Source organism: Pantoea graminicola (assembly GCF_048452665.1).
Lineage (GTDB): Bacteria > Pseudomonadota > Gammaproteobacteria > Enterobacterales > Enterobacteriaceae > Pantoea.
On record NZ_JBLWSJ010000005.1, the window covers coordinates 1 to 20,869 of the forward strand.

The window sequence follows — 20,869 nt, forward strand, 5'->3', positions numbered from 1 at the left end:
CAGCGCAGCGGACGCAAACGGCAACACTACCAGCCTGAGCCACGACCTGCTGCTGATCACCCACTACAACAGCAGCATCCCGAAGGTGACCGTCAACCCGGTGACGCTGGCGGATGCCGTGCAGCATGATGGTGAGACGTGGTACGTTCTCAGCGGCACGATGGAAGCGCCGCTGCCGCTGAAAAGTTTCTCGGTGCAGGTTGACGATACTTTCCACTGGAACACGGCAGTCATTCAGGCAGACGGCAGCTGGCGGGCGGAAATCAGCGCCGCCGAACTCTCTGAGGGAGGGAATAACCTGATGTTCGGCGTGCTGGACGGCGCCGGAAACTGGTTTGAAAAGGCTGGTTACGTCACGGCCGACCTGACCACGCCAGTCACGGACAGCGGCAGCGAGCCAGTCCTTGCCATGGATACGCCCTTTGGCGATGGCCTGCTGAGTCGCGCGGAGAAAAAAGAGGTTGAGACGCTGACCGGCACCACGGGCACCAGCGGCAGCGGTCAGACGGTCACGGTCAGTATTGGCGGGAAGCATCACGCTGCAACCGTCAGCGACGACGGTCACTGGAGCCTCTCCCTGACGCCGGTGATGATGAAAACCGGTTTTGGCAAAGGCCAGCACGATATCGTCGTCACCGCGACGGATGCAGCAGGCCACAAGGCAGTGATGACGACCCATTTCCAGGTGGAGGCTTGTGCGCCGAAAGCGGCGGCTAAACATCTCAGCGACAGTCCCCCGATTCATGCGGAGGCCAGCCACGATCAGCCACTGGCGGGAACGACTGAAACCGATGCTCTCTTTACGGTGAACGCCGGGGAGCATCAAAGCCAGACTCTGGTCACACGTCAGGAGACCCGGACCCATCAGCCTGAAAGCACTGAGGCGGAAACGTCCACGCAGAGCGGAGAAAGGCTGATCGCTGGCGGAGCTGATGGAGATGTTAACCCCGTTTCGCACAGCGCGGCGGCGGAAAGGGGGGACTCGCAGGTGACTCTTGCTGCGGTAGCCCAGGAGGGCCAGGAGACGACCGCTATTCAGGATAGCAGCAGCGCAGGCATCGCTCATGTTGAGGCACCGAATCCTGCAACTGAGGCCGTCAGCGTCTTCGGGTCAGAAAACAGTGACGACTTTACGTTTTCCTTGACGAATCTGCTCACCCGGCCGGACAACGTGGCAGGCCACGACACGCTACCGTTGAATGATACGCACGATACGCTGGACTTTGCCCAGCTCGGACTGAAGGCAGAAAACCACGAGGCGATCGATCTGGCCGCTTTCAGCAGTTACAGTGTCACGCCAGCGCAGACCGATCTGCCGGAGCCGACCCACGAGGCACTCTCGGTAAAAAGCGCGGATGGCAACGTGGTCACGCTGAGTGATACTGAAGGCGGCGTCTGGCACGATGCGGCACCGCGTGCTCTGGATGGTCAACCGGCCGATCTCTACCCCAGCGGTTCTGTCGGCCATCAGGGTTCACTGGCTGATATCCTGAACCAGCATAATCAGCTTCAACATCTGGCGTGATCCTGACTGCCGGGGCGGATTTTCGCCCCGGCCTGTTTGCACTTTCTACTACGTTCTGACTGCCATTTCAGGCAGACAACCCTTCATCCCGTTATTCAGCCTGATGTAAATCAGGCTGTCAGCTTGATCTCGCGGGAAATGGCAGGTGAACTATTCGATCACCACCGCCTTAACTGCCCAGGCGGGATTCAGGCAGAGGAAAACGGGCCGCCCTTATCCTTCAGCATGGGTCGTTTAGTCTTCAGAAGCCGATATTCAGACGAAACATGAGCATCTGATCCTGTGAACGCGCGGCGTCAAGACCCAGCGTAGCCTGATAAGCGAGACCCGGGGTGATATTGTGAGGCAACAGAAAATCAATGGCGGTCCCTATCGTCATACTCTGGCGGCTCTGCTCTGTAAGCGGCACCTGCCAGGTATCATTGCCCGTGTCGGCATAGCCTACCCTGGCCTCACCCGTGTGATTCAGCATCTGTGCATACTCCAGCCGACCCTGCAGGCGCATGACCCCCCATGGGGCAGGAACCGCGCGTTCTCCGCGCAGGCCTCCGCCCGTGATGACCTGCGAGAAGGTCTGCGGGGCATAGGCCAGGCTGAAGGCACCTGCGCGGGTTTCACTGTAGCCATCCAGTCTGGTCCGGAAATACTGCAGACGGGCATAGGGTGAAATCAGTGTATCCGTTGAGCGAAACTCATAACCGGATGTCAGCGCGCTGAATATCTGGCGTCCTGAGCGACTGCCTCGCGCCTCTGCCGCGTTTTCTTTAACATGACGCCGGCTGTCAAAGCTCATCTGCCCCTGTCCAAGCAGCCCATCGACAAAAAAAGTGCCGGGATGATAACTGCCATAGAGCGCAGTGCTGAATGCCCGCCCGCTGGATTCTGAACGGTTATCGCCAATGTCGCTGACGTCGCGTCCGAAGCCCATTCCCATGCCAGCGGTTAACGCGGGCGTAATCCGGTAATCGCCCCCGGTGGAGATGCCCGCCGTTGTGTGACTGAAACGTATGCCATTGTCCTTATCGCTGCCAAAGTCAATGTAGCCGCCTGTCCAGAAAGAGAAACGGTCAGCCTGCTGCGACGGTGTGAAAGGCAACGACGGGTAGGGTTCTGCACGGCTGTCTGTGAGCGGACGCTGATGTTGCCAGGCCGTGGCCCATATTTTCTGATCGGCATCCTGCTCTGGTCGCGATGAGGGCATCGTGAAGCGAATGCCACTCATATCAGAGGGCAAATCTGCGCCGCTGTGTAGCTGCTCAAGCCGGTCACTGAAGTTATGCAGTTGCGCACGAGCAAAACTTTGTGCCGCGCGATACTGCGCACTGACCATACCTATAACGTCGGCATCCCGGGCCGGATTGGGACGTTCCGTAATCGTCAGCAGGATCCGGGCAGGCTCGGTCGCTCCGCTGGGGCCGCTCAGCGTATACCTGAGAACGACGCTTCCACTGGCCTGAGCCGCTGCGGTGAATAGCAGCTCGTAGTCTGCGCCGGTAGCGCGCACAGAGGCAGTGCCTGTACTGCGTTCCGGCTGGTCAAGAAGCTGTGCGCCTGTGAACGGCCCTCCGGTAGCGCCGCTGGTAAGTGAGATCGCAACGGACTGACCCGCGTTGAGCGTGGCACTGTGATCCGTCGCAACGGCAGAAGCAGCACCAATCTCAAGGGTGTATGCCGTTTGCAGCGTATTCCCGGTCGCATCAGTAACCTGAATAGTGAAGGCGCTATTACCGCTGCTCTGCGGCGTACCGCTAAGCTGGCTGTCAGCAAACGTCAGTCCGGCAGGTAGCGGCCCGTTAAGCTGCCACTGATAAGGCGCCACGCCCCCGTTTACATTGAAAGTCTGAGCATACATTTTTCCTGCAACACCCGGAGGCAGTGCGCCGCGTCCGGGTTGCATCAGCAGGAGGGGTTGCATCGCGGCATTTACAGCCAGCGTGTAGCTTGCTGTGCCGCTGGATCCGGAACTGTCCACGGCTGAAATCTGGAAGGTATAGGTTCCTGCAGCGGCAGGTGAACCTGACAGAACGCCGGTCGACGCATTAAGCGTTATCCCGGCGGGCAGGCTGGCGGCACTAAAAGAGTAAGGGCCATTACCACCCTTGACGCTGAGCGTCTGGCTCCAGTTTTTTCCTGCAGTTGCCGGTGGCAGAGCGCCACTCGCTGGCGACAGAGTTAAAAGGATCGGCGAGACACTGAGTGAAACATGGGCGCGAGGCGAGGAACCGCTGCTGTTTGCGGCAGTGTAGGTGAAGCTGTCGTTACCGACATAACCCGCAGCGGGGCTATAGGTAATGACTGTGCCGCTGACGACTGCTGTGCCGTGAACCGGCATGTCTACGAGAGTCACGGAGGTGACTGTGCCGGACAAACTGAGCGTGACAGGGTTGTTATTACTGTTTGCAGCGACAGTGGCTGCACTGTCGCTGGCTACCGGTGGTGCACTATTGACGATCAACAGATAATCAGTGCTGCCCGTAGCACCCAGCGTATCCCTGGCAGCGATCCGAAAGTTATAGTGGCCTGCCACAGAGGGCGTTCCTGACAGGGTTCCTGATGCGGAATTTAATGTGATACCCGGCGGAAGCGCGGTGCTGGTCCAGGTATAGGGTGCGGTGCCACCGGATGCAGCCAATGTCTGCGACCAGGCGGTGCCAGCCGTCGCTGCCTGAAGCGCACCCGCAGCAGGGGACACCGTGAGAACAGGGGCGCTGATAGTCAGCGAGACTGTGGCATCGGAGGATGTCCCGCCACTGTTTGAGGCATGCCATGTGAAACTGTCGCTGCCGGAAAAGCCGGCGACAGGCGTATAAGTGACCGTCGACGCCGAGAGGGTGGCGGTACCATGCGAAGGTGGCGTGACGAGGGTAACGGCAGCAGGTGTGCCGCCAGTCAGGGCCAGCGGTATCAGGTTATTCACACTGCCGGACGCGACAGTGCTGCTGCTGTCAGCCGAGACGGGCGGTGCCTCTGCGCGGTTTACCGTGATGCTGTAGGCGCGGGTCGATCCATCCTGTGCAGTAACCACCACAGAAATAGTGTTGTTGCCTGTCGTCAGGCCAATGCCCGGCGTGGCGGAGCCTGAAGCGACGATCTGACCATTGACGCTGACGGTAGCATGATTTTCACTCACTACGGGCGTGACGGAGATGGATGTCACACTGTCTGTGACCGACGCACTGTAATTGCTGGTCAGGGAGCTGAACGAAGGCGACAGCGAGCCTGACGAAAGCGACAGCCCGGCAAGGGTTGCGTCACTGGATGCGGTAATGGCGCTGGTGCAGGTAAACACCAGATTGCTTATCTGTCCATGTGACGTTGTGGCACGAACCGCAAGACCATAAACTTCCAGGCTGCCCGAAGGAACGGTAATTGAAACATTATGCGCGCTGTTACTTGTCGAGTTTGTCGCATTGTAAGTCTGGGCATTACTCAGGTCATTACGGGCCAGGCTCACACTGTCAGTATTCATCGGGGGAAGCCCCACACCTGTGCCGCTATCGGTGAAGCTGAGCGTCAGAGTATCGCCGGGGGCGAAGTCTGTGGCCGGATATCTGTTGCCGCTGTAGGAAAGCGAAGAGGAGCCCGATAAGCTGTTAAGGACTGCACAACCATTTGAAAGCGCGAGTGCCCGATTTGCTGAACATAACAACAGCAATATGCAAAGCACGTTTGCAGCTAAACGTTTAAAAGACAAAGTCTGCGCCATCAATTACCCCAAAGTCAGTCAGGAAAGTTAATCTGAAAATCATCATGCAATGGCGTGCCTGACAGCCAGCGTGAACTGCTACAGCGACGGTTGCTGAATCCTATGCTTGTGGTTTTAACATCGGCATGAAGTCGCAAAACTCAAATAGTTAATGCACGCATCCGCAGCAGGAACAGATGGATCAGGGAAGGATGTGCGCCTGCCCGTCAGAGCAAGAGAAAAAAAAGGAATGCGTCATTAAATGGGATTCAGGAAAGCGGCTGAGAACGTGGTCAACAGATAATGCGTCTGTTTATAGAGTAAAAATAGACAGGAGAGCGCCTGGTCTGGTTCAGGCAGGGGCAAAAAAAGGCCGCAGAAAATAGTGAGGCACTTCTGCTTTGAGTAAATCTGAGAATTGATTGTTACGTAATGACAATTGAGAAGCAGCACGCTTAGTCCAGGCAGGTACGTGCCTGTTCGTAATAAGGTCATTTATTTTCCGAATGCTCTGGCCCGATGCCCTGACCGGGGCAGGGAGCCAGAAGCGGAAATCAGCGAGAATTAATCCAGAATCAGTATGTCGCCATAATTATACGCCTGAACAGCATTATCCCCGCTCTCAAGCAATATATTGCCGTTCTCATCAATACCGCGACATTCGCCGGTATGCTTCAGCGATTTTTCGGCATCCAGCGAAATCGTGACCTGCGCATTCAGACCATACATGCGGGTTTCATAGGCATTTTTCAGTGCAGCAAAACCCATTTCTGACCAGATTTCAAAGTAGTCCTGCCAGCGGGCAATAAGCATCTCCAGAATCTGGTCGGCACTGTTTTTGCTGAACTGCTCAAGGGTGGCGGTGGCATAGGGGACATCTGCAGGCGCGGCAACGCGATTGATCCCGATACCGATGTAAAGCGCCTTACTGTCGGCTTCAATCAGCGTTCCGCTTATTTTGGCTCCATTCACCAGAATATCGTTGGGCCATTTAATGCGGATATCGGCATCGCTGATGTAAAGACTCAGCGCATCGTGGATAGCCAGGCCCGCCACCAGCGACAAAGAGGCGATATCCTGACGCTGTTCCGGTCGGGGAACCACCAGCGTTACAGCAATATTGCCTTCCGGTGTCTGCCACACACGGTTAAAGCGCCCCCGGCCAGCCGTCTGCATTTCAGCCGAAACGGCAAAGTTCATCCTGCCTGTTGAGTGGACACGACGTCTGGCTTCAGTGTTAGTACTGTCAACACTCTTGAGTTTAATAAGTTGCATAACACACAGATAGAAAGATAAAGAGTGCGCAATCATACCTTATGTAAACTCTGTTTTTCGAGTCTGGTTTACAGGCGGGCAACGTTCATGGGGTGATGTCGGGCGCGCAGCTTAACGCGCATGCTGCAAGGATAAGGGCACAGGGAGCCGATAACGTTAATGCCTCTTGTGCTTTCCCCATCGATCAGGAATGCTCTGTTACGCCTGAACCCGCAGTCACGGGTGAAAACATAAGGACAAAATTCATGGACATCGCTATCCGAACCCCTCTGATACATTCACTGCCTTTAAGTCAGCATTGCGGCAGCCACGTCTGGCTCAAGATGGAATCGTCGCAGCCGACCGGCTCGTTTAAGCTCAGAAGCGCAGGGCATGTATGCCGTCACTATGCAGAGACGGGCGCGAAAGGTTTTATCAGCTCCTCCGGCGGTAACGCAGGCATCGCCGTGGCGCACAGTGGCCGCAGGCTGGGATTACCCGTCACCGTGGTGGTACCGGAAACCACCTCCGCCAGAGCCAGAGAGCTGATTGAGCAGGAAGGCGCCAGGCTAATCGTTCATGGAAAAATCTGGAGTGAAGCCAACGATTACGCCCTGTCGCTGGCGACAGAAGAGCAGGTCTATGTGCACCCTTTTGACCACCCCCTTTTATGGGAAGGGATCAGTTCTCTGGTGGATGAGGTAATAAGCGAAGGCGTCAGACCGGATGCGGTGATCCTCTCTGTGGGCGGTGGCAGCCTGTTATCCGGCATCGCGAAAGGGCTGAACAATCACCAGTTAAGCCATATTCCTGTCTACGCGGTGGAAACCGAAGGCACGGCCTCGCTGAACGCCTCTCTGAAGGCCGGTCAGCTTGTCAGGCTGGATAAGGTCAGCGGTATCGCCACCACCCTGGCCGCCAGCCAGGTGTGCGAAAATGTGTTCAACGTGGCTACCCGGCTGGATGTCAGAAGCAGAGTCGTCTCAGATGACGAGGCGCTCAGGGCCTGCCGTCGCTTTCTCGATGATCACCGCGTGCTGACAGAGCCCGCCTGCGGCGTGTCGCTGTCACTGCTGTACGATCGCAAAGTGACGTTTAATCCTGAAGATAACGTTCTGGTCATTGTCTGCGGGGGTGCCTCTGTGACGCTGGCAGACATCACCGGCTGAACAGCCAACGCCTCTGTTCAGCGGATGAACTGGCCGGACGGTGGCAGGTGCGTTTCTGACATGCCGCCGCTGACTGAACGCGATGCCCGCACATGGGATCAGATCGGGCTTTCTGCCGCAGTCATCATGGCCGGTAACGCGCTGACCAGCCTGTCCACGGCCAGCCGGACCTTCAGCGAGAGATGTGGCGTATGAGGCCAGACCGCATAGACATTCTGATTTTCCGACCGCCACGCTTTCAGGAGCTGTGTCAGATCGCCGCTGATGAGGTTATCCCGCACCAGCCAGTAAGGCAGCCAGGCAATCCCGCCGCCCGCCAGCGTGATATCCCTGACCGCCTGCATATCATCCATTCTGAAGCGGGCGGGCGGAAGCATCTCAACGATCCCGCCGCTCTCGTTTATGAAGCGCCACCGGAGCATTTGTCCAGAACGGATATAGGCAACCGCGTCATGATCCCTCAGCGCATCCGGTGATGCCGGCTCTCCGGCCCGCTGGAGATAGTCGGGAGACGCGCAGAGCACCATGCTATGCGAGGCGAGTTTACGGGCAACCAGGCGACTGCTGTCAGAGAGTGTGCCGATGCGGACGGCCAGATCAAATCCCTCTTCAATTAAATCGACCGGGCGATCGCTGAATGAGAGTTCCAGTTCCAGGCCGGAATGCTCTTTCGCCAGTGCATAGAGCAGGGGCGAAATACAGAGGTGGCCGAACAGCACCGGCACAGAGACGCTGAGTTTCCCGCTGACCCGCAGTTTTCCCTCCTCCAGGATCTCCTCCGCGCTGCTGATTTCAGCCAGCGCCCGGCGGCAGGCCTCATAAAAAAGTGTGCCCTCATCCGTCAGGCTCTGGCTGCGGGTGGTGCGGTTAAAGAGCGTGACGCCCAGCCGCTCCTCAAGTCTGGCAATGGTTTTAGCCACCGCAGAGCGGGTGACGTGAAGTTTCAGGGCCGCCTGTGAAAAACTCGCCGACTCCGCCGCAGCCACAAAGATCGGAAGAGTGTTCATCTCGCTTTTCATATTGTCGCCATTCAGGAATCAATTTGGGGAAATAGTATCGCCACTGTCGCCTTAATGGCAGTGTTAGGATGCGGTTTCTGTTATCAGCCCGGAGAAATTCCTGTGAATCGCACCATGAAACGCTGGACGTTAAACCAGCCTGGCCGTTCTGCCCTGACACTGATCGACACCGATATTCCGCAGCCCGGTCCCCATGAGGTGCTGGTGCGGGTGAACGCCGTCGCGCTCAACTACCGTGATAACGCCATTATTGAGGGCAGGATGGGGGAAGGCATGGTGATGCCCCTGACGCCGGGTTCCGATATGGCAGGCGTGGTCGAGGCTGTCGGACCCGGCACGACCCGTTTCCATACCGGCGATCGCGTCATCTCCTCGTTTAATGCCGACTGGATCGACGGCAGGCTGCACAATAACGCCAGAGCACCCCACTACAACACACTGGGTTATGGGATTCAGGGTGTGCTGGCCGAATATGTGGTGATGCATGAAAACTGGCTGGTCAGGGCCCCGCTCACGCTGACCGATGCCGAGGCCAGCACGCTGGTCTGTGCCGGTCTGACGGCCTGGTTTGCGCTGGTTGAACGTGGCGGCCTGCGTCCGGGAGAAACCGTGCTGGTGCAGGGCACCGGTGGCGTGTCGCTATTCGCGTTGCAGATTGCCAAATCCCTGGGGGCAGAAGTCTTCGTGACCTCATCCAGTGATGAGAAGCTGGCTGCGGCGCTGGCACTCGGGGCCGATCATGCGATAAACCGCCATAAAGAGGAGTGGGTCGAGGCCATTCACCGCCTGACAGACGATCGCGGCATCGATCACGTCGTTGAAACCGTGGGCGGTCGTAACTTTGCAAACGCTGTGCGCGCGGTCGCCTCACAGGGCCGCATCTCCCTGATTGGGATGATGGATACGCAGGATACCGCCGCGCCCGGCGGATTACTGCTGCTCAAATCCCCTGTTATTCAGGGTATCGGTGTAGGACATCGTCGTGCGCTGGACGATCTGACCCGCGCCGTGGATCAGATCGGACTGAAACCGGTTATCGATTCCACCTTCTCTTTCGGGGCACTGCCGGAGGCGCTGGCGGCGCTTGAACGCGGACCCTTCGGGAAAATCGTCATCGAGCTCAGCTAAGCTCCCGGGTAAATCGCAGCCGAAGCGGAATAAAGATGGCGAAACCTGGAAGTCATACAGTCTGTAGCAGTAACCGGAGGGCTTCACCCGGTAAAGGTTTGCTGAGAATTCGAAAGCGTCCTCAGGGACGCTTTTTTAATGCCGGACGGGGGACGATTGATTCAGCGGCAGTGAACCGGAATCGGGAGTTATCGTGAATGATTACCTGCAACACCACGGCCGCCGATCAGAGCCCTTCTTCAATCAGCATCAGTATCATAAAGCCTGCAAAAAACATCGCTGTCCCCAGCGGAGTGTCCCGATCGCCTTTGTGCGCCTCGACCAGCAGCTCTTCGGTTACCAGGTAGAGCAGCGCCACCAGACCAAATGAAAGAAAGTAGGTCAGCCAGAATTCACCCAGATCGGCGACGGGTGCGCCCGCCATTGCGCCAGCAGGCAGCAGCAGGGCAATACCGGTTACCGCCAGAAGAACCTTAAATGCGCTGCCGAGCAGGGCACGCAACTCTTCCACCACCGACAAACCAAGGAACAGGATCTCAAGCGTCAGCGCCAGTGTCAGCATGATGCCGGTTTTCACCCCCGACGCGAAGCTGATCCCCAGCACCAGACCATCGATAAAAATATCCAGACCAATAGCAATCAGCATCCCTTTCTGGCTGGCCGCTTTTTCGCCAAAGTGCTGGATCAGCATCATCAGTACCACACCGGTAACACCCCCCGCGACAACGGCCATCATCGAATGTTGTTTAAGGCCGGGCAGCACTTCTGTCGCGGCTGCGCAAAATATTACACCCGCCGTGAAATGGTGGATCAGGCTCATCACCTTTTCACCCGGCTGGCGAAACAGGGCGACACTCGCACCCGCTATCGCAGCCGTGACCGGAAAAAGGGTATAGAGAAGAGTCAGAAACATCAGGGGGTCCTTTTTAATAAAGCGTCACCCGTCACCGGTAAAGTCTGATCCCGGACGGTGAAAGCAGAAGAGAGACTCGAACCCTCACATCAGTCAGCAGAGGAGAGCGTTCAGGGGGGAGCATGGTGCGGAATTATCCACGCGTGATCAATAAAAAAGGCCGCACGAGTGCAACCTCTTCGTTCAGATTGCTTTAAGCGTTACTTACCATCAGCCCATTTGGTTATCTGATTATCAATTTTACCATCAAGATAGTCGGTGAAATGAACGGACCCCGCTTTCACTAACATTGCCAGGCAGGCGGCAAAAACCAGGACCAGTAACACTCTGCTGATACTCATAACCTTTCCTTGTATGAATAATGTCCTCTCCTTTATAGCTGTTCTCTTCTGATTGTGATAGTCAGGATTTTATTTACTCTTTCCCGAATAGCACCTTCTTTCAGCGGCAACGGCTTTTCAAAACGCTCTGCGGTCAATGAATGCAAAGAAGTACAACGTCTGCGGCATCCTGCCGCAGAGATTGAAGGTTTACTATCAACTGTGAGGAATGGCTGTATCGCTTCACTGACAGATAAATATTTTTTACCGTGGATGCCAGCGTGCAGAGCTTAAGGTATCGCTGAAATGAATCCTTATGAAAGATATTACAGGCAAATTCGGGCAGAGGGTGCAGCGGCCTGTTGTGGATGATGTTTGCGACATTCACCCCTGCACAGACGCTATGTTTGAATTGATTATTGATGGCAGCTGTTTACATTGCCTGATAGATGACGCGCGCAGACGCTTTTATGCGGAGGTAAAAAGATTGCTCAGGCCCGGTGGACGGTTTGTGATCGGTTCTATGTGTGGAACTCCCCGTTACTCTGAGGACAGGAGCACATATGATCCCCACAGGCATCATCTACTGAAAGAGGGGCGGCCCTGGCGAACGCTGATGCCACTCACGGATTTAACGGATGAAATTGAGCGCGCGCATTTCAGTGTGGAGGCGCTGACGGTGAATGAAAATAAAGGGTGGGATCACGCCACAATAGTCTGTTCAGTGAAGCAATAGCCTGATGCGGCCTCTGCCGGTCTGCGATGCTTTCAATGACAGACGTGATGTCACGAACCCTGGTGGCGCTCACGGAAATCTCCTGCATGGTCGCAGACATCAACTGAACGTCCGCCCCGCCCTAAAGGGCGAGCTGTGCGGTTCCTCGGGCGGACTGAGCGGTCTGCTCTGCTCCGGCGGTGTTTCTCTTCACGGTGGCGGTTAACTGTTCCATGCTGGTTGTCGTCTCCTGCAGCGCGGCGGCCTGCGGTTCTGTCCGCGACGACAGTTCACTGTTGCCCTGAGCGATCCTGCTTCTGAAGCCGTTAAGATGAATTACTTCGCCTCTCCTGTATTGCCAGGCCCTGCACTTCAATAACGGTATTCACGACATGAAGACCAATGCTTTCTGTCGCCCCGGCGGTGAGTGTTGCTATGAAAAAATTACTGATAATTAAGACTTATTTTCGACGCAGCCAGAATATTAATTATCATTACTGTCAGTAACAGGGCTAAGATGATGGTGTCTGTGAACACCCTTCATAAGTGTGCATTGAAGGGAATGCCTCAATAAGGAAATCGTCGATGCTGAAAGAGAACTTCAACGAGCTGCAAATCTTTCTGGTGATAGCAAGGGAGCGAAGTTTTACCAAAGCAGCGGGCAAGCTTGGGGTTTCTCAGTCGGCACTCAGCCACGCGATGAAGGCCCTGGAGGAAAGGCTGAATATCCGTCTTCTGACCCGTACGACCCGAAGCGTTGCGCCTACGGAAGCCGGTGAGAGAATTATTGCCTGCCTTGAACCCCGCATCGCCGATCTTGAACAGGAGCTGGAGTCGCTCGTACAAGTGAATGGTACCGTCTCCGGCAATATCCGTTTATCTGCCGGGGAGCATGCCGCGCGAAGTCTGGTATGGCCGAAATTAAAACCCTTTCTCAATGAGTATCCGGAAGTTAATGTCGAACTGGTGATTGATAACGGCTTTGTCGATATCGTCGAAGGGCGTTTTGATGCCGGGATCCGTCTGGGTGAAAGCGTGGATAAAGATATGATCGCCGTGAAGATTGGACCAGATATACGTATGGCTGTGGTTGGCGCACCATCCTGTTTTGCCGCTAACCCTGTGCCCGAAACACCTCACGAGCTGCAAAATCATCGGTGTATCAATATGCGCCTGCCGACTTCCGGTGGACTTTATCACTGGGAGTTTGAGAAGGAAGGGAAACCGTTACGGGTCAGAGTGGAAGGGCAGGTAACGTTTAATTTGCAGGCGGAAAGGATCGATGCTGCGTTATCCGGTTTTGGCATCGCCTGTATACCTGAAGACAGGGTGCAGGATTATATAAAGTCAGGAGAGCTTATTCAGATTCTGCAGGACTGGTGTCCGTCTTTCCCCGGATATTATCTTTACTACCCGAGCCGTAAGCAGCATCCGCCCGCTTTTGCGCTGATGATCGATGCACTTCGCTACTCGGAATAACGGGTCCGCCATACGCGGTGGACTCGTCCGGGTATTAACGGCCTGCGCGAGCCTGGTGTTCAGGAGAGTAACGTTCGCCAGCGATTTTAATCGTTTCAAGCGCCTGTTATCTGGTTCGATTCATAATCGGATGTTGTGCGGGGGATAACTTAAGCCGCTCAGAAGTGGTAGAACGCAACGCAATGTTATTCGGGGCGACTCATGTTGCTCTGTTATTCACTCCGGGACAATGTTCGCCTTGCCTCTGATGCCGGGATGTATGCACAGGCATTTCTGCTTTCTCTGGCAGCCCATGATTACGCAGCCATTCCACAGACAACACTGAGTTATTCTGCCAAAACGGTATGGCGGATAGTAAATATTCCTGAGGGCGTCAGTCTGCTATACGTTATTTCTTTTGGAATGCCAGATAAAACGCCCCTCCTCCCTGAGTTACAGGGAAGAGCGAATAGCTTTATAAACAAGTGTCGTCTGGCATCAATAATAAAGTTTTATTTTTTTAGCTGAACGGTCAGTGCCATTAAGGCGCTGGCCGCAGTAAACAACGCAATTATCCAGCCCATCGTCCATGGCGTTCCATCACTGAACAGAGCGAGAAGAAGTGAAGAGATGATGCCACTGCCATATTGCAACGCTCCCATCAGTGCCGATGCAGAGCCTGCAACGTCAGGCACTGCGTCAAGTGCGCAAGCTGTTGATGTTGCAGCGATGATGCCATTCATGGAGAAGAATACGAATACAGCACCGACAATCACGGTAATGCCACCTGCCTTCAGCCCGGTCGCGACCGCCAGCACTATTGTGGCAATAGTGGCGATGAGTACGGCATTCCTGAGCAACGTTTCCAGTGGATAACGATGAACCAGGCGTCTGTTGACCATACTTACAGCCATTAATCCTAAAACGTTTATTGCAAACAGCCAGCCGTAATGCTGCGGATCAACACCGAAGTAGGTGATGTAAACAAACGGAGAGCCCGTAATAAAGGCGTAAGCCGCGACGTAATAGAACATCAGGCAGAGAGTAAACCGCATGTATCTGGCGTTAGTTAACAAGGCATAATAGTTTTGAAAGGCTCTGGTTACGGAGGCTTGCGAACGTTTTTCAGCCGGTAAGGTCTCCGCTAACCAGAATAACGAGATCAGCATCAATGTTCCGATAATCGCCAGCAGCCAGAAAATGGTATGCCATGAGGTGACCTTAATCATCTGCCCGCCGATCAGTGGACCCGCAATGGGCGCGATAGCCATAATAATCATCAGGGTTGAAAGCATCTGTGCTGCACGAGTGCGGCTAAACAGGTCACGGATCATTGCTCGTGCCAGCATCGGACCGGTACAGGCACCTAACGCCTGAAAAACACGCCAGAAGACGACTTGCACGATATCTGTTGATAACGCGCAGCCCACCGAGCCGATGATGAACAGACCTAAGCCGATAAATAACGGCCGACGACGCCCGTAACGATCGCTAATCGGTCCCCAAATCAGTTGTGCGATGCAAAAGCCGATAAGGAACCCTGTTATTGTCAGCTCTGCATTACCCTGCAAATCTCTGGCCATGACGGGCATAGCCGGAAGATAGATGTCGGTTGATAAAGAGGTAACAGCCATCAGGGCGCTGAGAATGAGTAGAAACGACAGACCGGTTTTATTAGCTGTAGCCGACTGCGCACTTGCCTGTTGATTAAGCATGGTAATCCGTTAGAAATGAAGAGATAAGGATATGTTAACGGGTTTGTGCGTGCAGATAATCGCAGGCGGGAGGATAGGGACTATGAATAACATTCATGAATGTTGTGAAGAGCTAAAGCAGTGAAAGAAGGATTCTGACAGGCACTTAATCAGGCCCTGCAGGGACCGATTACCAAATCATAAAACACCCTGCCTTCCTGTCTGATATAAGCAAAGAAAAGGGACTGGTCGAGGCTGGATAATTCCCGGCTATTGCGTTGCCGGATATGGCAATAAGCTTTATGACAGCACCGGATTAACTGACAGGTCTGCATGACCTGTGGCCCGGAAAATTCATGACTCTCCTCATGTAAGCGTAAACCTCACCCCTTGAAGTTATCGTTAATATGTCCGCTTCGCCCCAATCACCTGAAAAGTGACGCGGATGTCATCATGCTGACATCCGCGTTTTAAGAGGGCCGATGATATCCCTGTGGCAACACATCAACGATTTAACTCCGCTTACTGCCCGTACCAGGCATCCGGCCCATGCTTTCTGAGAAAGTGTTTGTCCAGCAAAGGCTGCTGCATAGAGGGGATTTCCGGGGAGAGATGTCGGGAGAAGAGACCCATATAGGCAATCTCTTCCAGTACGACAGCGTTATGTACCGCGGTATCGGCATCTTTTCCCCAGGCAAACGGGCCATGCGAGTTGACCAGCACCGCAGGGATCGCCGAAGGAGATAACCCGCGCTGCGCAAAAGTCTCGATAATCACTTCGCCGGTATTGTGTTCATACTCATGCGTGATCTCGGCTTCTGTCATCTGTCGGGTACAGGGGATCGTGCCGTAAAAGTAGTCGGCATGCGTTGTTCCCCATGCGGGAAGATCCTGACCCGCCTGGGCCCAGATGGTCGCGTGACGCGAATGGGTGTGGACAATACCGCCGATATCCTCAAAAGCGCGGTAGAGTGCCAGGTGAGTCTTCGTGTCCGATGAGGGCTTCCTGCTGCCTTCAACCACGCGTCCGCTTTCCAGCTCCACCACCACGATATCGTCCACGGTCATATTTGCGTACTCCACGCCGGACGGTTTAATGGCGACCAGTCCCTGTGTGCGATCCACCGCGCTGACATTGCCCCAGGTAAAGGTCACCAGCTTATGGTGTGGCAGCGCCAGATTCGCGGCCAGCACCTCTTCTTTCATTGCGGCTATGCTCATAGTAAACCTCCTTCCTGCATTTTTTGTTCAATCCAGCGCCGGGCATGAACGATTTCGGCAACCGGCTCCTCTGCTTTCTCGGTCCACATTTCGATCAGGAACGATCCACGGTAATTCAGCGATTTAAGCGTGCGGAAGATGCTGACAAAGTCGACACAGCCCTGACCAAAGGGCACGTCACGGAACTGGCCCGGCGAACTTTCCGTTACGGGTTGGGTATCTTTCAGGTGAATGGCAGCGATGCGGTCAATGCCCAGGGTCAGCTCTGCGGTAACATCGTTGCCCCAGGCGCTGAGATTGCCGACGTCGGGATACACCGAAAACCACGGTGAGCCCTGCTGCTGCTCCCAGACTTTCCACTTGCTGATCGCGTTCATGAATTCCGTATCCATGATTTCAACCGCCAGCATCACCTGGGCGGCCGCAGCACGCTGCACCGCGCGTGATAGCCCATCGGCAAAGCGTGCCACGGTGCCTTCATCATGGGGTTCGTAATAGACGTCGTAACCCGCCAGCTGAATCGTGCGGATACCCACATCCTTAGCCAGCTGAATAGCCTGATCGATCAGAGCGTCCGCGCGCTGGCGGGTGGCCGGATCGTGACTGCCAAAAGGAAAGCGGCGGTGTCCCGACAGGCACATTGAGGGAATGGTGACGCCGGTTTCAATCATGGCATTCACCAGCGACAGTCGCTGCTCTTTATTCCAGTTCAGGCGCGCCAGCCTTGCATCGGTTTCGTCCACCGACATTTCCACAAAATCAAAGCCACAGGCTTTTGCCAGCGCGAGTCGTTCAGGCCAGGTGAGGTTGGCGGGCAGGGCTTTTTCGTAAATACCTAACGGATGCTGGCGTTTCATACGGTTCCCCAGATACTGGCAATGGCCTGATGAAATTCTGCTGCGCGCGAAATGCCGCAGGCAGGATCGCTGAGTGCTCGCCCGGCGATAAACGCTTTAACGTCAACGTCTTTAAACTGGTAAAGATCCTGCGGCGTAATCCCGCCGGTGATGGAGAGGGCAAAACCCAAATCTGATAAGGCTTTCAGGGTATCCAGATCGTGCTGATTCCACTGCTGCCCGCTGGCCTGCGCATCCCGGCCTCGGTGATAGATGGCCTGTTTCAGACCCAGCTGCCGCCATTTTCGGGCATCCTCCAGCGTCCAGTTGCCAAAGAGTTCGATCTGAATATCGCCCTGATACTGCTGTGCGACCTCCAGTGCGCTGGCAAAGGTAGCCAGCGGGGCGGCACAGATCACCGTCATCCAGCTTGCGCCCGCGCTGAAGGCCATCTCTGCCAGCGTGCCGCCGGCATCCGCCACTTTATAGTCAGCCACCAGCGTTTTCTCAGGATGCTGCTGGTGCAGACGGCGAACGGCTTCGAGGCCGCAGCTCAGGCACAGCAGGGTTCCGGCTTCGATGATGTCCACATGCGGGTGGAGCTGTTGTGCGGTGCTCAGCGCCGCATTCAGCTCGGTATGATCCAGCGCCAGCTGGAGTAAGGGCAGGCTCATAGGGTAGCTCCTTGTGCGTCACTCAGGACGCGGATCAGATGCTGATAACGCTGATACTTCTGCTGATAGCGGGCGTGCCTTGCGCTGTCTGGCTGCCAGACAGCGATATCGGGGGCTAAGGCTTGCTGCGCCTGTTGCAGCGAGGCATAAGCGCCGGTTCCGGTCAGCGCGACCAGTGCCGCTCCCAGACAGCCGCTTTCGCTGATCTGTGGCACCTCGACCGCCAGGCCGCTGGCATCGGCAAACATCTGCATCCAGGGCGCGGATCGCGTGGGGCCACCGCTCAGACGCAGGGCGGTGACCTGAGGGAAACGTTGCAGAATGCGGTTGAGATGGGTCAGGTGTGAAAACACCACGCCTTCATAAATAGCCTGCACCAGATGTGCGCGTGTATGGCCCGCCTGCAGGCCAAAGAAGCTGCCGTGCAGATCGGCACCGGCATTGGTGCCGTACAGAAACGGCAGAAACAGCAGCGTGCTGCTGGCAGGTTCCAGATCCGCGACCCACTGATTCAACTGACGGTAGTCGCTGATGCCCCACTGCTCACAGAACCACTCCAGGTTGGCTGCCGAGGTCGGGCTGGCTTCATGGATCAGGTACTGTCCCTCTATGGCATAGCGACCATAGACGTAGGGATAGTCGGCTTCATCGCTGATGCAGTCGGTGATGCCGCTGGTAACCGACCAGGTGCCCATCACCGCGTTAAGGCGTGTTGCATCATTCAGTCCGGCACAAAGCGCGGTGGACATCACATCAAACAGACCGCCGACCACCGGCGTTCCGGGCAGCAACCCGCAGGCGGCTGCGGCCTGCGGAGTCACGAAGCCTGCAATCTGCGTCGGACCGATAATCGGAGGCAGCGCGGAGACGATCTCGCTGATACCCAGCATCTCAGCCAGCGCGGGCGACCAGTCGGCTGCCTGCATGTCGTAGAGGTTGGATTCGGAGATATTGGTCTCTTCACAGGCCAGCTCACCGGTGAGGCAGAAACGCAGGTAGTCATGAGCCATCAGTACGCTGCCAATCGCAGCATAACGCTCTGGCTGATGCAGCTTCAGCCAGCGCAGCAGTGAAACCGGATGGCCGGTCCACAATGTCTGGCGCGTCAGCGGATAGAGCCGTTGCGGCGTGCCGTCACGCTGCCACTGCCGGACCAGACTCAGGGCGCGACGATCGGAAGATAAAATGCCATTCCCCAGCGGGTTCCGCGCTTTATCCAGCAGAAACAGTCCTTTACCCTGAGCAGAGATGCCCAGACCAGCCACGTCGGCCGCATCCTGACCGCTGGTGGCCAGCACCTCGCGGATCACCGCGGCCGCCTGCTGCCAGAGCTGCGTCATATCACGCTCGGCATAACCCGGCTCCGGCACCTGTACGGGCAGGTTTTGCCGCGCAACGGCCAGTTCACGGCCCGCTTTATCGTAAAGTCCGGCTTTAATGAAGGTGCCGCCGCAGTCCACTCCAATCCAGCGTTTCATATGGCCTCCCGTGTCGCAGCGTCGCAACGGGCAGGCAGCGTCATGGCCAGAAGTGCAGCCAGCGCCAGCGAAATGGCGAGGCTGTAAACGCCGGCATCTTTGCTGTAAAACGCAATCAGCATCCCGACCATGTAAGGCCCGCAGAAACCGCCCAGGTTGCCCAGCGCGTTGATCAGACCACGGGCTCCGCCCGCTACTTCAGCATTGAACAGGCGCGGGGGAATGCTCCAGAACACGCCCGCCGCAGACTGGATAAACACCCCACAGCCCACCAGCGCCGCGTAAGACCACCAGATATGGGCTTTCAGCATCACAGACAGCGCCATGCACAGTGCGAAGCCCGCCAGCGGCAGCGCCACAAACAGCTTGCGCCGCCCGGTCGCATCTGAGAGAACCGAAAACAGAAATATGCCGAAGATGGCGCCCACATAGGGAAGAATAGCCAGCATACCGACCTGTTCGACGTTGCCGTGCGTCAGCTCTTTCAGGATGGTCGGCAGCCACAGGGTGTAGCCATAAATGCCGGTCTGATAAAAGAAATTCACCAGAATCAGCCGCCACATCACCGGCTCACGCATCACCCGACGCAGGGAGGCATTACGCACGTTCTGCCCTTTGATCATCAGCTGCTCGTTATGCAGGGTGGTGATCAGGTAGTGCTTTTCCGCCGCAGAGATCCACGTTGCTTCCTGCGGCCGGTTACTGATGGTGAAATGCCACAGAGCCATGACGAGCAGCGACAGGGCGCCTTCCACATAAAACAGCATGCGCCAGTCCCACTGTGTGATGATCCAGCCGGAGAGCGGGGCAGTAATGATCCCGGCGATCGGCACAAACATAATGACGATGGCATTGGCACGGCCGCGTTCTGCATCAGGAAACCAGTTGCCTATCATCGTCAGCACCACCGGCAGCATGCCGCCTTCGGCAATACCTAACGCGAAGCGCAGCGCCAGCAGCTGATACTGACTGGTTGCCAGCCCGGTGAGGATCGAGATGACCGCCCAGGCCAGCAGTGACCAGCCGATAAAGTGTTTACCGTTGCCATAGACGGCCAGCCTGCCGCCCGGCACCTGCAGAAACAGATAACCAATGAAGAAAATGCCGCCCGCCAGCCCGGCCATGGAGGCGCTGATACCGAGTTCGGCGTCCATTCCGCCCGGCATGGCAAAGGCAATATTGACCCGATCCATATAAGAAATGATGCAGGTGATGAGAATCGGCGGAATGACCCGTAACCAGCGCAGGGCGGGGATCTTCTCACGGTTAACAACGGTGGATGTCAGACTCATGGCATTCCTCCTTGCCTAGACCAGCTCGCGGGTGGGGATCTTGATCACCACTTTGCGAATCGGCCCGGGAGTCGCTGTCGAGCAGTTCGGGCGGTGAATATCCTGCGGAAAAAACACGGCAAACGTGCCCGGCAGCATGCGCACCAGAGTTTCATCCGGCGCGTGCTGGTAAAAGATAATGTCGCGCTCGCTGTCGTAAGGCTGGTGGATTGGCAGATTCAGGGGCTGCGTGGCGACCCCGATGACCTCTTCGCCCGCCACCAGATACTGCACATCGATATGCAGGCGATGCGCTTCCGGGTAGTTCTCTTCAGGCCGGGCGGTGTGCAGATCCAGAACCTGCATCACCCAGCCCGTTTCGCTGTCCTGATAGCGTCCTGCCGCCAGGGTACTCAGGTCCTGGCGGGTGAGACAGGCGATCGCCCGTGCAATGGCAGGCGGATAGTGACGCGGGTCGGTGTTTGAAATATGTCCGGTGATCATGCTTT

At 56.1% G+C, this 20,869-nt stretch carries 16 protein-coding genes and 3 pseudogenes; 6 read left to right on the forward strand and 13 right to left on the reverse strand.

Features of this window, described 5'->3' with window-relative positions; translation table 11 throughout:
• A pseudogene (locus tag ACNY69_RS12890) lies at window positions 1-1,525 on the forward strand (hypothetical protein); the annotation flags it as partial.
• 241 nt (window positions 1,526-1,766) lie between these two features.
• On the opposite strand, the gene ACNY69_RS12895 reads toward ACNY69_RS12890, so the two are convergent.
• Both ACNY69_RS12895 and ACNY69_RS12900 read right to left on the reverse strand, forming a co-directional pair.
• Window positions 1,767-4,994 carry an autotransporter domain-containing protein gene (locus ACNY69_RS12895; protein WP_418798596.1) on the reverse strand — a complete coding sequence of 1,076 codons (3,228 nt, stop codon included), beginning with the start codon at window positions 4,992-4,994 and terminating at the stop codon, window positions 1,767-1,769.
• A gap of 780 nt (window positions 4,995-5,774) precedes the next feature.
• On the reverse strand, window positions 5,775-6,521 hold the full coding sequence (locus ACNY69_RS12900; RefSeq protein WP_366509710.1) for a biotin--[acetyl-CoA-carboxylase] ligase: 747 nt from the start codon (window positions 6,519-6,521) through the stop codon (window positions 5,775-5,777).
• Between the two features lie 209 nt (window positions 6,522-6,730).
• Here ACNY69_RS12900 and ACNY69_RS12905 point away from each other — a divergent pair, with 209 nt between their 5' ends.
• Entirely contained in the window at window positions 6,731-7,633 is a 903-nt protein-coding gene (locus ACNY69_RS12905; protein WP_418798599.1) for a pyridoxal-phosphate dependent enzyme, read from the forward strand.
• Window positions 7,634-7,731: 98 nt separating this feature from the next.
• Here ACNY69_RS12905 and ACNY69_RS12910 read toward each other — a convergent pair whose 3' ends face one another.
• The gene (locus ACNY69_RS12910) at window positions 7,732-8,652 is read right to left on the reverse strand and encodes a LysR family transcriptional regulator (protein ID WP_418798602.1); all 921 of its coding nucleotides are present in this window, start codon (window positions 8,650-8,652) and stop codon (window positions 7,732-7,734) included.
• A gap of 102 nt (window positions 8,653-8,754) precedes the next feature.
• Here ACNY69_RS12910 and ACNY69_RS12915 point away from each other — a divergent pair, with 102 nt between their 5' ends.
• Entirely contained in the window at window positions 8,755-9,780 is a 1,026-nt protein-coding gene (locus ACNY69_RS12915) for a zinc-dependent alcohol dehydrogenase family protein (RefSeq protein WP_293772169.1), read from the forward strand.
• 226 nt (window positions 9,781-10,006) lie between these two features.
• Here the strand turns inward: ACNY69_RS12915 and ACNY69_RS12920 are convergent, their stop codons facing one another.
• Both ACNY69_RS12920 and ACNY69_RS12925 read right to left on the reverse strand, forming a co-directional pair.
• Entirely contained in the window at window positions 10,007-10,693 is a 687-nt protein-coding gene (locus ACNY69_RS12920) for a ZIP family metal transporter (RefSeq protein WP_418798605.1), read from the reverse strand.
• A gap of 200 nt (window positions 10,694-10,893) precedes the next feature.
• On the reverse strand, window positions 10,894-11,034 hold the full coding sequence (locus ACNY69_RS12925) for a hypothetical protein (protein WP_293772175.1): 141 nt from the start codon (window positions 11,032-11,034) through the stop codon (window positions 10,894-10,896).
• A gap of 343 nt (window positions 11,035-11,377) precedes the next feature.
• Here ACNY69_RS12925 and ACNY69_RS12930 point away from each other — a divergent pair.
• Window positions 11,378-11,749, forward strand: a pseudogene (locus tag ACNY69_RS12930) (methyltransferase domain-containing protein); the annotation flags it as partial.
• A gap of 22 nt (window positions 11,750-11,771) precedes the next feature.
• Here the strand turns inward: ACNY69_RS12930 and ACNY69_RS12935 are convergent.
• Window positions 11,772-12,038: pseudogene (locus ACNY69_RS12935) on the reverse strand (methyl-accepting chemotaxis protein); the annotation flags it as partial.
• Window positions 12,039-12,313: 275 nt separating this feature from the next.
• Here ACNY69_RS12935 and ACNY69_RS12940 point away from each other — a divergent pair.
• Both ACNY69_RS12940 and ACNY69_RS12945 read left to right on the forward strand, forming a co-directional pair.
• Window positions 12,314-13,207 (forward strand): LysR family transcriptional regulator, encoded by an 894-nt coding sequence (locus ACNY69_RS12940; RefSeq protein WP_293772178.1) that lies wholly within the window; start codon window positions 12,314-12,316, stop codon window positions 13,205-13,207.
• A 255-nt stretch (window positions 13,208-13,462) separates the two neighbouring features.
• Entirely contained in the window at window positions 13,463-13,714 is a 252-nt protein-coding gene (locus tag ACNY69_RS12945; protein ID WP_418798988.1) for a hypothetical protein, read from the forward strand.
• On the opposite strand, the gene ACNY69_RS12950 is transcribed toward ACNY69_RS12945, so the two are convergent.
• From ACNY69_RS12950 to ACNY69_RS12980, 7 genes are all read right to left on the reverse strand, one after another.
• Window positions 13,699-14,901, reverse strand: a complete 1,203-nt coding sequence (locus ACNY69_RS12950; protein ID WP_418798608.1) for a multidrug effflux MFS transporter — start codon at window positions 14,899-14,901, stop codon at window positions 13,699-13,701. The two genes, ACNY69_RS12945 and ACNY69_RS12950, sit on opposite strands and share 16 nt — an antisense overlap.
• Window positions 14,902-15,402: 501 nt before the next feature.
• Window positions 15,403-16,101: an L-ribulose-5-phosphate 4-epimerase gene (gene araD, locus ACNY69_RS12955; protein WP_111140186.1), complete on the reverse strand. Its 699-nt coding sequence runs from the start codon at window positions 16,099-16,101 to the stop codon at window positions 15,403-15,405.
• Entirely contained in the window at window positions 16,098-16,958 is an 861-nt protein-coding gene (locus ACNY69_RS12960) for an L-ribulose-5-phosphate 3-epimerase (RefSeq protein WP_418798609.1), read from the reverse strand. The genes araD and ACNY69_RS12960 overlap by 4 nt, the downstream gene beginning before the upstream one ends.
• Window positions 16,955-17,611, reverse strand: a complete 657-nt coding sequence (gene ulaD / locus ACNY69_RS12965; RefSeq protein WP_111140184.1) for a 3-keto-L-gulonate-6-phosphate decarboxylase UlaD — start codon at window positions 17,609-17,611, stop codon at window positions 16,955-16,957. Before ulaD ends, ACNY69_RS12960 begins: the two co-directional genes overlap by 4 nt.
• Window positions 17,608-19,089, reverse strand: coding sequence for an FGGY-family carbohydrate kinase (locus tag ACNY69_RS12970; RefSeq protein ID WP_111140183.1), 1,482 nt, complete (start codon window positions 19,087-19,089; stop codon window positions 17,608-17,610). The genes ulaD and ACNY69_RS12970 overlap by 4 nt, the downstream gene beginning before the upstream one ends.
• Window positions 19,086-20,381, reverse strand: coding sequence for an MFS transporter (locus ACNY69_RS12975; RefSeq protein WP_418798611.1), 1,296 nt, complete (start codon window positions 20,379-20,381; stop codon window positions 19,086-19,088). The genes ACNY69_RS12970 and ACNY69_RS12975 overlap by 4 nt, the downstream gene beginning before the upstream one ends.
• A 15-nt stretch (window positions 20,382-20,396) precedes the next feature.
• Window positions 20,397-20,864 (reverse strand): NanQ anomerase/TabA/YiaL family protein, encoded by a 468-nt coding sequence (locus tag ACNY69_RS12980; RefSeq protein ID WP_111140181.1) that lies wholly within the window; start codon window positions 20,862-20,864, stop codon window positions 20,397-20,399.
• Window positions 20,865-20,869 lie beyond the last annotated feature (5 nt).